The sequence below is a fragment of the Burkholderia reimsis genome (assembly GCF_003294055.1).
GTDB classification, from domain to species: Bacteria; Pseudomonadota; Gammaproteobacteria; order Burkholderiales; family Burkholderiaceae; genus Burkholderia; species Burkholderia cepacia.
Window position 1 is genome coordinate 1 of sequence record NZ_QMFZ01000032.1, and the last position, 12,682, is coordinate 12,682.

A 12,682-nucleotide genomic window follows, 5' to 3' on the forward strand; every position below is an offset into this window, starting at 1 on the left:
CCCCCCCACCCGGGCGCCGATCCGCGCAGCTTCATGCACGGCATCGGCGTGGCCGACGCCGGCAACGGCAAGCGCTGGGTGTTCTTCAGCAGCTCGGGCATCGTGCCGCGCGGCGCGATGCGCAACGGCAACTGGCCGCATGACGTGTACGTCGGCGAATGGCTGCCCGGCGGGTCGCACCTGCTGCACATCCATACGTTCATCAGCCGCCCCGAGGCGCAGGAACCGGTGTCGATCGCGCAGAACGCGCACGGCGACATCTTCGTCACGTTCGAGGACGGCTGGAACGCGCCGCAGGAAGTCAGCCAGCGCTACGGCGTGTACCGCCGCGACCTGAAACCGGTCAAGCCCTACCCGAACGACGTCGAATCGGGCGGCCACTCGGGGCACGTCGCCACGGCTGCCGACCGCTTCGTCGTGTTCTATTCCGCCGACTGGATCGACGGCGGCGGCGTCGACAACCTCGGCACCGGCAACGGCGTCTACGTGAAGACCTACGACGCGGCCGGGCGCGCGCTGAACCACGTCGCGGTCGCGCCGCACCGCCGTGAGTGGTGGCCCATGGTCGCGGGCTCGCCGCATGCCGCGCTGCTCGTGTGGCAGAAGTTCATCGAAGGCAGCACGGACGCGACGCTCGAATACGCGATGTTCGACCCGGTCACCGCGAAGCTCGACAAGCTGGGGGCGCTGAACGACGCGATCCAGTACTACGTTTACGCATCGGCGTATGTGCCGGAGATCGATCGCTTCATCGTCGTCACGACGACGGCGGACGATCGCGGCATCGCGATGCTGATCGCGCCGGACGGCCGCCGCACGGCGACGCTCGACTGCCTGCCGGCGTCGGTGCGCGAATCGGGCATCGGGGTGTCCGGCACGCATGCGTACGTGCCGATCCGCGACGGGCGGCTGCTGACGCTGGCACTCGGGCCGGCGGACATCGCGGTCGGCGGCGTGCAGCGTTCGCCGATTCCGTGGGGCATGACGGGCATCGCCGGTTTCCCGGCGCGCGGCAACGCGATGCATTTCGTGTCGCTGACGCCGTCGGGCACGCGCGAAGCCGATTTCGAGCCGGCGCATGACACGCCGATGCCGAAAAGCGCAGTGCCTTGTTCGAGTCATTGAAGCGACGACGCGCAAGTGTCGCGCGGCGCATGCCGGATGAGTGCGGTCAGTCCGCGTTTGCGCGCTCCAGTCCAAACCGCGCCATGCAATGCCACACCCATTTGGCCGTCTGATAGTCGAGTGTGCCGTCGCGCGCGCGGCCGAGCACGGCCGGCGTCACGATGCGGTCGACGGCGATGCGTTCGATCGCGTCGGCGGCCGCCTGCCCGCGGAATTGCGCGCACTCGGCCAGCCGGTCGAGCGACAGCCGGAAGCCGTCGTGCCACTCGATCCGGCAGCCCGACCGCCTCGCCGCGGCCTCGACCGGCGTATCGCGATAGCTCGGATCGAGCACGATCGCGTCGACGTCGTCGTCCAGACTGACCAAGCCATGCACCTGCGCCTCGATGTAGTTGTCGAGCAGCGGATCGAGGCCGGCGCGGTTTTCGGCCGCGAGCGCGATCAGCGCCGTGCAGTCGTGAATCGCGAAATGCTCGGGCCGGTAATGGCTGTCGGGGTAACAGAAGGTCGTGCGCCGATGCGCGTCGCCATGCAGGCGCAAATGACAGGACCCGAAGCGGCGCGACCCGCCGACGGGATCGCCCAGATGGTTCAGCGCGCCGTACTTCGGCCGCAGCGCGGGGTCGGCGGCATCGTACGCCTGCCCGAACATCCGGCTTTCCCACAGCCAGCGATCGCCGCCGGGATACGCGGTGAGGCCGCCGTTGCTCGTCGCCGTCTCGAACTGGGACCGGTAGATGCCATCGAGGACGATCCGCTCGAGCGTGCCGATACCGTCGAACGGCATGTCCGGATGAAAGTTGAGCGTGACGGGAAATGCGTGGCCTTGCCGCGCTGGCGGCCACGATCGTCGGATATGGGCAAGCGCCCGCTCTGCCGGGGAGTCCATGCGTGTTGTCCGGTCTCGTTGAATGCCGCCCGGCCGCGCGGCGCCGACGGTATCCTCGGGCCCGCGGCCCGACGTCGGTTGCGGCCCGCCGCACCGGTGCGTGACGAAGCACGATACACCGTCGCGCGGAACCGGTCACCCGCCCCGCGCCGCAGTCGCCAGCGCCGCGCGTACCGGATAGACTGTCGCCCGATTCCTTCCATCGGCCGCGGCGCCCGCCTCCTGCCGCCGCCGGAACGCCCCTTCCCGGAGAACGAATGCTGAAGCGCCAGTGGTTTTCGCTCGTGCTGCTGACGGTTTGCCTGTTCGGACAACGCGCGTCGGCCCAGTCCACGCTCGAACTCGACACCGACGGCACGGCCCGCCCCCTCACCCGGCAGACACTGCTCGCACGCCCCGACGCGACGGACATCCGTGTGCCGCGCGACATCGCGTATGGCCGGCCGATGACGTTCCGTGCGGTGCCGTTCGCCGCGCTGCTCGGCGACACGCCGCTGCCTGCCGACGGCGTGCTCGAAACGCGCGCCGCCGACGGCTTCGCCGCGCAACTGCCGCTGGACCTCGTGCGCCGCCGTGCGCCGGCCGGCGCCGTTCCGTGGCTCGCGATCGAGGACCCGGCCCATCCGTGGCCGAAGCTGCCCGGCAAGCAGGTCAGCGCGGGGCCGTTCTATCTGGTGTGGCTCGGGCCGGACGCCGCGTCGGTGCGCGGCGAGCAGTGGCCGTACCAGATCGTGCGCATCACGATCGAATCGTCGCCGCTCGCGCGCTGGCCGTCGCTTGCCGTGGATGCCGCGTTGCCTGCCGACGACCCGGCCCGCGCGGGGCAGCACCTGTTCGTCACGCAATGCCTCGCGTGCCACCGGCTCGACGGCGCGGGCAGCAGCCATGCCGGCCCCGACCTGAACACGCCGATGAACCCGGTCGACTACTTCCAGCCGGCCGCGCTGCGCCGCTACATCCGCAACCCGGCATCGGTGCGCGACTGGCCGGGCCGCGTCATGCCGGCGTTTCCGCCCGACCAGTTGAGCGACCGGGAACTCGAGCAGATCGTTGCGTATCTCGCGTATATGGCGCGGCGCAAGGCCGTTCGATAACGCGCGGCCCGATTGCACGAGGAACGTTGATGACTTCAGGCGACCCGCTGTTCACCATCGCGTCGATCGACGCCGCGCAGACGCACCCGCTCCGGGCAGCGATCCTGCTGAACGGCGACCTGAACGCCTGCGAACTGGCTGGCGACCATGCGCCGACGACGCTGCATGTCGGCGTGCGCGACGGCCGATCGAACATCGTGGCGGTCGCGTCGCTCTGCGAGGAGTTGCGCGACGACGATCCGGCACGGCCCGCGTGGCGGCTTCGCGGAATGGCCGTCGACCCTGCCGTGCGCGGCATGGGCTTCGGGCGCGTGCTGGTGCAGGTGTGCGTGCGGCATGCGGAAGAACGCGGGGCCGCGCTCGTGTGGTGTACGGCACGCGAAGTGGCATACCGGTTCTATGAAAAGCTCGGGTTTGCGGCCGATGGTGAGATGGTGACGATGCCGGGGCGCACCGATACTGCGTTTTACGTGATGCGCCGATACATCGATCGGCATTCGCCGGCGGCCTGACGCGAATTTCGCGTTCGCGGTGCCAGGCCGAAACCGGCGCGGCCCGGCGCATACCCTGCCGCCGGGCCGCTGCCGTCACGCTCGGGCTCAGGCCTCTTGCGCACTCCGCAACACCGCACGCAACAGCACATCCGCCCCCGCCGCCGCCCACTCAGGCGTAATCGCTTCGGCCTCGTTGTGGCTCAACCCGTCGACGCACGGCACGAAGATCATCCCGGTCGGCGCGACGCGCGCGACATAACACGCGTCATGACCCGCACCGGACACGATGTCCAGGTGCGACAGCCCGAGCGAGCGTGCCGCGTCACGCACCGCGTCGATGCAGCGCGGCGCGAACGGGATCGGCGCATACGTGAAAATCTGCTCGATCTGCGCACCGAGGCCCGTTTCATCGGCCACACGCGCCAGTTCGGCGCGCAGCGCCGCGTCCAGTTCGTCGAGCACCGCATCGTCCGGATGACGAAACTCGACCGTGAAGAAGCAGCCGCCCGGCACCGTGTTGCGCGAGTTCGGCCGCGCCTCGATCATCCCGACCGTCGCGCGTGCGTCCGGCGCGTAACGACGGCCGAGCACCTCGATGAACGCGATCATCCGCGCGGCGCCGACCAGCGCATCACGGCGGACCTCCATCGGCGTCGTGCCCGCGTGCGCGTCGACGCCGGTGAGCGTCACTTCGTACCAGCGCTGCCCCTGCCCGCCCGTCACGACACCAATCGTCTTGCCGGCCCGTTCGAGAATCGGGCCCTGCTCGATATGCAGTTCATACGCCGCGTGCACCGGATAACCGCCGACGGGCTCGGTGCCCGCGTAGCCGATCCGCGCCAGTTCCTCGCCGATCGTCCTGCCCGCGCCGTCGGTGCGCGACAGCCCGTATTCGAGCGTATAGACACCCGAGAACACGCCGGCCGATACCATCGCCGGCGCGAAGCGCGAGCCTTCCTCGTTGGTCCAGATCACGACGTCGATCGGGCGCTCGGTCTCGACGCCCGCGTCGTTCAGCGCACGCACGACCTCGAGCCCGCCGAGCACGCCGTAGATGCCGTCGTAGCGGCCGCCCGTCGGCTGCGAATCGGCGTGCGAGCCCGTCATGACCGGCGCGGCGGCGGGATTGCGCCCCGGGCGGCGTGCGAACACGTTGCCCATCCGGTCCACGCGCACCGTGCAGCCGGCGTCCTGCGCCCATTGCACGAACAGGTCGCGCGACTCGCGATCGAGGTCGGTCAGCGCAAGACGGCAGACGCCGCCCTTCGGCGTCGCGCCGATCTGCGCCATCCGCTCGAGCGACGCCCACAGGCGGTCGCCGTCGACGCGCGGCGCGCTCACGATATCCACGTTGCCGCGATCGTCACGCATCGCCGTTCTCCGGCGCGGATTGCAGTGCGTAACGGAAATCGCAACGCTTGCCGCCCTGCATGATCGTGCTCGTGCGCGTGAGCGCGATGTCCGGCGCATAACCCTGGATGAAATGGCTGTCGCGCGCGCAGCTCAGCAGATGCCCGATCTCGCCGAGCCCCATCGCGTGATACATCTCCGCGTAGCTGCAGCGATGCACGTCGTAGTCGTAGTGCGCGTCGTCCGCGCGCCGCACCTCGACGTCGAGCGCATCGTCCTTCTCCCACAGCACCTGCAGCGCGATGAACGACTTCACGCTCGTGCCGCCCGGCTCCTGCGCGGCGAACGTGCGGCCGGCGTCGACGGCCGCGCCGCGCACGGCTTCCGCGATCACGGCCTGCGCGCGCTCGGCGCCGAACTCGCGCTTCATGATCTCGTAGATCGGCTTGATGATTTCCGCTTCGATGCGGCGCCGCGCGAGGATCCCGAGGCGTGTGTCCTCGGGTGCGGCGGCGGATGTCTGGGTCGCTTCGGTCATGGGGATCGTCCGGGTCGTTTTATCGATGTATTGCGCTGTGTTGCGCCGTGTCGTTTCGCTTACTTGGTTGCGGTGCGCGAGCCGCCGAGCACGTCGACGACGGTCCACTTGCCGCCGCGCACCTGGTAGATCGTGAAGGCCGGGTCCTTCAGGTTGCCTTCGCCGTCGAACGCGATCCGTCCCGTCACGCCGGGCCGGTCGATCGCACGCACCGCCGCGACCAGCTTCGCCGGCTGCGTCGTGCCGGCCTTCTGCGCGGCCGCGATCAGCGTGGCCGCCGCGTCGTACGCGAACGGCGCATGCAGTTCGATCGGCGCACGGAAGCGCGCCTGGTATTGCGTGTCGAATGCCTTGCCGCCCGGCATCCGGTCGAGCGGCAGGCCCGGTTCGAGCGCCGTCACGCCGTCGCCGTCCTTGCCCGCGAGCGACAGGAAGGTCTGGCTCACGAAGCCGCCCGCGCCGAGCAGCGGCGCGTTCACGCCGAGCTGGCGCATCCGGCGCGCGATCGGCGCGGCTTGTGCATCGAGGCCGCCGAAGAACACGAGATCCGCGCGCTTGCCCTTGATCGCGGTCAGCACGCCGCTGAAATCGGTCGTCTTGTCGTTCACGTACTGGCGATCGACGATCGCCCCGCCGTTCGCCTGCACGCCCTTGATGAACTGGTCGGCAAGCCCCGCGCCGAACGACGTGCGATCGTCGATCACCGCGATACGCTTCGCCTTCAGCGTCTTCACCGCATACGCGCCCGTGAAGTTGCCGCCCGCATCGTCGTGACCCATGATGCGGAAGGCCGTCGCATAACCCTGCTGCGTGTACTGATGGCCGGTGGACGCCGGCGCGATCTGCGGGATGCCCGCATCGCGGTAGACGCGCGATGCCGGCACGCTGCAGCCTGTATTCCAGTGGCCGACGACGCCGATCACATGCTGGTCGACGAGCTGCTGCGCGACCGCGACGGCCGTGCGCGGATCCGATTGATCGTCGGCCGCGACGAGCTTGTAGACGACCGGCTTGCCGCCGATGGTCGGATGCTTCGCGTTCGCATCGTCGATCGCGAGTTGCGCGCCGTTCTGCAGGTCCTTGCCGATCCGCGCGGACGGGCCTGTGAGCGGCGCGGCGAGACCGATCAGGACCGTCTGCGGCGCGGATTGCGCGAAGGCGGGAACGGAAGCGACCAGGGCGGCCGCCGAGAATGCGAGGCTGGCGTGAAGGAAAGCGATTTTCATGTGCGGGGATGGGTGGATCGAATCAAAACATGAAAAATATTAAATATTGAGCACCCAAACCCCAAATACCCAATTGTTGGATGCTTATATCGCTGGCCACACATTAACCTATATCACTGTAAATACAGGATATTTTTGTGTTGTCGCTTACCCTGATTTTTCGATAAAATTCGACACATGAAAAATATCGAACAATTGCCGCACGATCCACCGCTGCGCGCGGTGCGTGCGTTCGAAGCCTTCGCGCGCCTCGGGTCGGTGACCGCCGCCGCGGGCGAGCTCGACATCACGCCGTCGGCGGTCAGCCATCAGCTGCAGCTGCTCGAGGCGTTCATCCAGACGCCGCTGACGGTGCGCGAGGGCCGGCTGCTCGCGCTCACCGACGAAGGCCGCGATTACTACCGCTCGATCAGCGCCGCGTTCTCGGTGCTGCGCAGCGCGACGCGCTTCGTGCGCGACCGCTCGTCGCTGCGGCAGATCACCGTCAGCCTGATTCCGTTGCTCGGCATCGGCTGGTTCATTCCGAGGCTGCATGCGTTCCTGGCCGACAACACGGACGTCGACGTCACCGTGTTGTACGCGCATCACCGCAACTACCGCAGCGATGCGTCGGACCTGTCGATCCGCTTCGGCACCGGCGACTGGCCCGGCTATCGCTGCGAACGCCTGCTGCCGGGCGCGATGGTGCCGATGTGCAGCCCGTCGTTCCTGAAGCGCCACGGGCCGTTCCGCACGCCGGCCGATCTCGCGCGCGCGCCGCTCGTGCACGACGAGGATCGGAGCACGTGGGTCAACTGGCTGCAGGGCGCCGGGGTGCGGCATGTGTCGCACGCGGTGGGGCCGATGTTCGAGGACGGCCAGTTGACGCTGAGCGCCGCGCGCGCGGATCTCGGCGCGGCATTGCTGCGCGCGCCGCTGGTCGAACGCGAACTGGCGAATGGCGAGCTCGTGAAGCTGTTCGATCACGCGCTCGACGACGGGCGCGACTACTACCTGTGCACGCGCGAGGACGCGGACATGCCGGACGGGGCGCGGCGGCTGGCGGAGTGGTTGAGGAAGATGGCGGGGATGTGAGCGGGGTACGCTGCGCCGATTCGCTTGCTATCGTCTTGCGGCCGAAAGATCTGGTATATATGATATGCATATCATATATCGGAGGCTATCATGAGCCGAATTCTGGTCGATCTGTCGGACGGCCAACTCGACGAGTTGGCCGTCATCGTCGAGACTCAACATCGTCCCCGCGCCGCAATCATCCGCGACGCGATCGATGCCTATATTGCCTTGCACAAGCACCGGCTTGCCGACGACGTCTTCGGTCTCTGGAAAGATCGCAAGGTCGACGGGCTCACCTATCAGGAAGAACTGCGCTCGGAATGGTAAAAGCTCTCTTCGATACCAACATCCTGATCGACTATCTGGGCGGCGTGGAATCCGCTCGTGCGGAACTGGGCCGCTACGACTATCGGGCGATCAGCACGATCTCGTGGATGGAGGTCCTGGTCGGCACGTCCGCACAGGACGAGGCACCCATCCGCGCGTGGCTGTCGTCGTTCGATGTCATCGCACTGGACAGCCCGGTTGCGAATCGTGCCGTGACAATCCGCAAGGAACGCCGCATACTCCTTCCCGATGCAATCGTCTGGGCATCGGCACAAGTGAACGGTCTACTGCTCGTGTCGCGCAACACGAAGGACTTCCCTGCCACCGAACCCGGCGTTCGCGTGCCCTACAAGCTCTGAGTCAGCGCCAAGTCACCTCCGAGTCCGAGCCCGTTGTATGCGCCGGAACTCGGCCCTCCCGCAGCACCTGATACGAACGCGCGAGACGACCATCCTGCGCACGCAATGTGCCAGCTACTCGCGCCGGCACATCACGCCAAACTGCCCCGCTGTCAACCCGCATTCATCGGCTATCCGCCCACCGCCTCACAAGCCCCACCCAATCAAGGGCCGGAAGCAGATAGAAATTCCCGATGCCCCGGATTGAAACAAGCAATTTCACAAGCTCAGGGTGAACCCGGATACTGGCAACATTCCACTCACCACTGAAGCAAAGGAACTCACCAGATGCCGATCATCAACACCCAAATCAAGCCGTTCAAGGCAACCGCTTACCACAACGGCGACTTCGTGCCCGTCTCGGAAGAGAACTTCAAGGGCAAGTGGTCCGTCGTCGTGTTCTACCCGGCCGACTTCACGTTCGTCTGCCCGACCGAGCTGGGCGACCTCGCCGACCGTTACGCGGAATTCCAGAAGCTGGGTGTCGAAATCTACGGCGTGTCGACCGACACGCACTTCACACACAAGGCATGGCACGACACGTCGGACACGATCGGCAAGATCAAGTACCCGATGATCGGCGACCCGACGCTCACGCTGTCGCGCAACTTCGACGTGCTGATCGAGGAAGAAGGGATGGCACTGCGCGGCACGTTCGTGATCAACCCGGAAGGCGAGATCAAGCTGTGCGAAATCCACGACAACGGCATCGGCCGCGACGCAGGCGAACTGCTGCGCAAAGTGCAGGCTGCGCAATACATCGCGGCGCACCCGGGTGAAGTGTGCCCGGCCAAGTGGACGCCGGGCGCGGAAACGCTGACCCCGTCGCTCGACCTGATCGGCAAGATCTGACGATCGCTCCGCGCGCCTCGCACGAGGCGCGCGAGACACACGAAGACGGGCCGCCGCCGCATGCGGCCCGCGCCCTCCTCCGGCACGACGTGCCCGACCAGAATCATCAATACGGAATCCGAAACGCCATGCTCGACGCCAATCTCAAGAACCAACTGAAAGCGTACCTCGAAAAAATCACGCGCCCGATCGAACTCGTCGCTTCGCTCGACGACGGCGCGAAATCGCAGGAACTGCTGGCGCTGCTGAACGAGATTGCGTCGCTGACGGATCGCGTGACCGTGACCGAACGCCGCGACGATGCCGAGCGCAAGCCGTCGTTTTCGATCGGCGAGCCCGGCAAGCCGGCCGGCATCCGCTTCGCCGGCATCCCGATGGGCCACGAATTCACGTCGCTCGTGCTCGCGCTGCTGCAGACGGGCGGCCACCCGATCAAGCTCGATGACGACGTGGTCGAACAGATCCGCGCGCTCGACGGCGACTACGCGTTCGAAACGTACTTCTCGCTGTCGTGCCAGAACTGCCCGGAAGTCGTGCAGGCACTGAACGTGATGTCGCTGATCAACCCGCACATCCGCCACGTCGCGATCGACGGCGCGCTGTTCCAGGATGAAGTCGAGTCGCGCCAGATCATGGCCGTGCCGACGATGTTCCTGAACGGCGCCTCGTTCGGCCAGGGCCGCAGCAGCGTGAAGGAAATCCTCGCGAAACTCGACACGGGCGCCAGCGCACGTGCCGCGAAGTCGCTCGAAAACAAGCCGGTGTTCGATACGCTGATCGTCGGCGGCGGCCCGGCGGGCGCGGCAGCCGCCATCTACTCGGCACGCAAGGGCATTGCGACGGGCGTGGTCGCCGAGCGTTTCGGCGGCCAGGTGCTCGACACGATGGCAATCGAAAACTTCGTGTCGGTGCAGGAAACCGAAGGGCCGAAGTTCGCGACCGCGCTCGAACAGCACGTGAAGCAGTACGACGTCGACATCATGGACGTGCAGCGTGCCGATGCGCTGATTCCGGGCGACGTGCACCAGATCCGCCTCGCGAACGGCGCGGTGCTGAAGGCGAAGACGATCGTCCTCGCGACCGGCGCACGCTGGCGCGAAATCAACGTGCCCGGCGAGCGTGAATACCGCAACCGTGGTGTCGCGTACTGCCCGCACTGCGACGGCCCGCTGTTCAAGGGCAAGCGCGTCGCGGTGGTCGGCGGCGGCAACTCGGGCGTCGAGGCCGCGATCGACCTCGCCGGCATCGTGAAGGCCGTCACGCTGATCGAATACGGTGCGCAACTGCGCGCGGACGAAGTGCTGCAGCGCAAGCTGCGCAGCCTGCCGAACGTCACGATCGTCACGCAGGCGCAAACGATCGAGCTGACCGGCGACGGCAGCAAGCTGAACGGCCTCGTTTACAAGGATCTGCGCTCGGGCGACACGCAGCGCATCGATCTGGAAGGCGTGTTCGTGCAGATCGGCCTCGTGCCGAACACCGAATGGCTGAAGGGTACGGTCGAACTGTCGAAGCACGGCGAGATCGTCGTCGATGCGCGCGGCGCGACGTCGGTGCCGGGCGTGTTCGCGGCCGGCGACGTGACGACGGTGCCGTTCAAGCAGATCGTGATCGCGGTGGGTGAAGGCGCGAAGGCATCGCTCGGCGCGTTCGACCACCTGATCCGGCAGGACGTCGCACCGGTGGCCGCCGCGCAAGCGCAGGCCGAGGAAGCGGTCGCCGCGTAACGCGCGTCGCCCATCGGCACAACAGTTTGTCTCTCTTGGCCCCGCATGCTTTGGTCGGCGTGCGGGGTCCTTTTTTATGTCGAAGCCGATCGCGCTTACTTGGTCGCGGCCGGATCGCCGTTCGCCGACGCGGGTGTCGTCGGCTTGAAGTTGCTCGACTGCCTGACCAGTTGCTCGGTCATCGCAGCGGCAACCGGATTCGCGCCCGACGACGAACTCCCCTGCCGGTACGAACCGGTGCTCGACGATATCGATGATGTCGACGACATCGGCGGCGGCGGCAACGACGGGTCGAGCTTCGCGGATTCCCTCACGAGCGCGGCCGTCTCCGGCGTTTCGGATTTCGTGGCGGAAGGCGCGGCGGCCGCGTGGCGTTCGAGACCGTCGCGCTTGCGCGGTGCGCGTTGCGTGACCTGCGCGGGGGCGACCGGCTGGGCAGGTTTCGCAGCCGGCGCTGCGGCCGGCGGGGTCGAATCCTGCGCATCGACGGTCACGACGTTGACCTTCGGCGCCGGTGCGCTCGGCGGCGCTTTCTCGCTCACGACAGGAACGGCGGGGACGGATGCGGGTGCGGCACCGACACGCGCGGGTGCAGGTGCGGGCGCTGCCGGGGCGGGCGGCTGCGGGGAAACGGCTGCCTGCTTCGATGCCGTATCGGCCCGGGCCGCCGGGGCCGGCGGCGCGATCGTGCCCTGCACCGCGTGATCGTTGTTCGCTGGTGCCACGGCAACCGGCGCGGCGGAATCGCCGATGCCCGAATCTTCGATCGCACGGTGGTCCGCGCGCAGGAGCATCACGTAGGCAGTGCCGGCCGCGGCTACCAGGAGCCCACCGGCGATCATCAAGGTCTTGCGGGTACTCGTCATGCTTGCTCACCGATCATGTCGACGTGAACAAGCCATCATACGCGGCGATCGGCCGTCGATCCCGCACGAATACATTTGGTTGCATTGTGCCGGGAGCAGGTCGTCACGATGTTCGTCAGACGTATCGCCGCCCCGCTCCGGCACGGCCGGAACGCCGCCCTTACTCCGGAAACGGCAACTCGGTCTGCCCGTCCGCACGCATGCCGAACGTGTTCAGCGTCATCGCGACGAGCGCGTAGTAGCCGAGCAATGCAACGAGATTCACGACGGTTTCGTGGCCGAAGCGTGCCTGCGCCCGCGCGAACGTCGCGTCGCTCACGCGACGCGTGTCGTACAACTCGCTCGCGAATGCATGAATCAGCGCATCGTCGTCCGATTCGAATGCGGGCGCGACGCCGAGCCGAATGGCGTCGGCCGTCGCGGCCGGCACCCCCGCTTCGAGCGCGATCGGATGGTGGATGTGCCACTCGGCCTGCGAGCGCCAGCGCGCGGCCGTCACGAGAATCGCGAGTTCCGACAACCGCAGCGGCAGGCCCGTGCGATAACGGCAGAACGCGCCGAGCTTCTGCGCGTGCTGGGCCAGTTCGGGGCTCGCGATCCAGCCGAGAAACGGCCCGTTCAGGTTGCCGCGCGGGCCGCTGAGAATGTCGGCCAGCACGGCCTTCTGGGCGTCGGTGGCCGACGCGGGATCGAATGGCGGCAGTCTGTCTGTCATGGTCATGTCCCGATGATGTGCGGAT

At 67.3% G+C, this 12,682-nt stretch carries 14 protein-coding genes; 8 read left to right on the plus strand and 6 right to left on the minus strand.

Annotated elements, in window-relative coordinates:
- Positions 1-1,125, plus strand: a 1,125-nt coding sequence (locus DPV79_RS29865; protein ID WP_113047205.1) for a hypothetical protein, incomplete at its 5' end; no start/stop codon positions are given.
- A 46-nt stretch (positions 1,126-1,171) separates the two neighbouring features.
- Here DPV79_RS29865 and DPV79_RS29870 read toward each other — a convergent pair.
- Positions 1,172-2,014, minus strand: coding sequence for a DUF3626 domain-containing protein (locus DPV79_RS29870; protein ID WP_113047167.1), 843 nt, complete (start codon positions 2,012-2,014; stop codon positions 1,172-1,174).
- Positions 2,015-2,271: 257 nt separating this feature from the next.
- Between DPV79_RS29870 and DPV79_RS29875 the strand changes: the two genes are divergently transcribed.
- Together DPV79_RS29875 and DPV79_RS29880 are read left to right on the plus strand one after the other, a co-directional pair.
- Positions 2,272-3,108 carry a c-type cytochrome gene (locus tag DPV79_RS29875; RefSeq protein WP_059623286.1) on the plus strand — a complete coding sequence of 279 codons (837 nt, stop codon included), beginning with the start codon at positions 2,272-2,274 and terminating at the stop codon, positions 3,106-3,108.
- A 29-nt stretch (positions 3,109-3,137) separates the two neighbouring features.
- The gene (locus tag DPV79_RS29880) at positions 3,138-3,620 is read left to right on the plus strand and encodes a GNAT family N-acetyltransferase (RefSeq protein WP_113047168.1); all 483 of its coding nucleotides are present in this window, start codon (positions 3,138-3,140) and stop codon (positions 3,618-3,620) included.
- Positions 3,621-3,707: 87 nt separating this feature from the next.
- Here the strand turns inward: DPV79_RS29880 and DPV79_RS29885 are convergent, their stop codons facing one another.
- Genes DPV79_RS29885 through DPV79_RS29895 form a run of 3 tightly spaced genes read right to left on the minus strand, consistent with a single transcriptional unit; the run spans position 3,708 to position 6,716 of the window.
- Positions 3,708-4,973, minus strand: a complete 1,266-nt coding sequence (locus DPV79_RS29885; RefSeq protein WP_059857875.1) for a Zn-dependent hydrolase — start codon at positions 4,971-4,973, stop codon at positions 3,708-3,710.
- Positions 4,966-5,490, minus strand: coding sequence for an L-2-amino-thiazoline-4-carboxylic acid hydrolase (locus DPV79_RS29890; RefSeq protein WP_021160901.1), 525 nt, complete (start codon positions 5,488-5,490; stop codon positions 4,966-4,968). Before DPV79_RS29890 ends, DPV79_RS29885 begins: the two co-directional genes overlap by 8 nt.
- Before the next feature lie 59 nt (positions 5,491-5,549).
- Positions 5,550-6,716 carry a branched-chain amino acid ABC transporter substrate-binding protein gene (locus DPV79_RS29895; RefSeq protein ID WP_027791290.1) on the minus strand — a complete coding sequence of 389 codons (1,167 nt, stop codon included), beginning with the start codon at positions 6,714-6,716 and terminating at the stop codon, positions 5,550-5,552.
- A 177-nt stretch (positions 6,717-6,893) separates the two neighbouring features.
- On the opposite strand from DPV79_RS29895, the gene DPV79_RS29900 reads away from it, so the two are divergent.
- The 5 genes from DPV79_RS29900 to ahpF all read left to right on the plus strand — a co-directional run bounded on the left by DPV79_RS29900 (position 6,894) and on the right by ahpF (position 11,076).
- Positions 6,894-7,790 (plus strand): LysR substrate-binding domain-containing protein, encoded by an 897-nt coding sequence (locus DPV79_RS29900; protein WP_048026027.1) that lies wholly within the window; start codon positions 6,894-6,896, stop codon positions 7,788-7,790.
- A 90-nt stretch (positions 7,791-7,880) separates the two neighbouring features.
- A complete protein-coding gene (locus DPV79_RS29905) occupies positions 7,881-8,099 on the plus strand; it encodes a hypothetical protein (RefSeq protein WP_021160898.1) in 219 nt (72 codons plus the stop codon).
- Positions 8,093-8,458: a type II toxin-antitoxin system VapC family toxin gene (locus DPV79_RS29910; RefSeq protein ID WP_113047169.1), complete on the plus strand. Its 366-nt coding sequence runs from the start codon at positions 8,093-8,095 to the stop codon at positions 8,456-8,458. The genes DPV79_RS29905 and DPV79_RS29910 overlap by 7 nt, the downstream gene beginning before the upstream one ends.
- A gap of 327 nt (positions 8,459-8,785) precedes the next feature.
- A complete protein-coding gene (ahpC, locus tag DPV79_RS29915) occupies positions 8,786-9,349 on the plus strand; it encodes an alkyl hydroperoxide reductase subunit C (protein WP_006488685.1) in 564 nt (187 codons plus the stop codon).
- Positions 9,350-9,477: 128 nt separating this feature from the next.
- Positions 9,478-11,076: an alkyl hydroperoxide reductase subunit F gene (gene ahpF, locus DPV79_RS29920; protein ID WP_113047170.1), complete on the plus strand. Its 1,599-nt coding sequence runs from the start codon at positions 9,478-9,480 to the stop codon at positions 11,074-11,076.
- Between the two features lie 95 nt (positions 11,077-11,171).
- Here the strand turns inward: ahpF and DPV79_RS29925 are convergent, their stop codons facing one another.
- Both DPV79_RS29925 and DPV79_RS29930 read right to left on the minus strand, forming a co-directional pair.
- Positions 11,172-11,942, minus strand: coding sequence for an extensin (locus tag DPV79_RS29925; RefSeq protein WP_113047171.1), 771 nt, complete (start codon positions 11,940-11,942; stop codon positions 11,172-11,174).
- A gap of 160 nt (positions 11,943-12,102) precedes the next feature.
- Positions 12,103-12,657: a carboxymuconolactone decarboxylase family protein gene (locus DPV79_RS29930; RefSeq protein ID WP_060315218.1), complete on the minus strand. Its 555-nt coding sequence runs from the start codon at positions 12,655-12,657 to the stop codon at positions 12,103-12,105.
- Positions 12,658-12,682 lie beyond the last annotated feature (25 nt).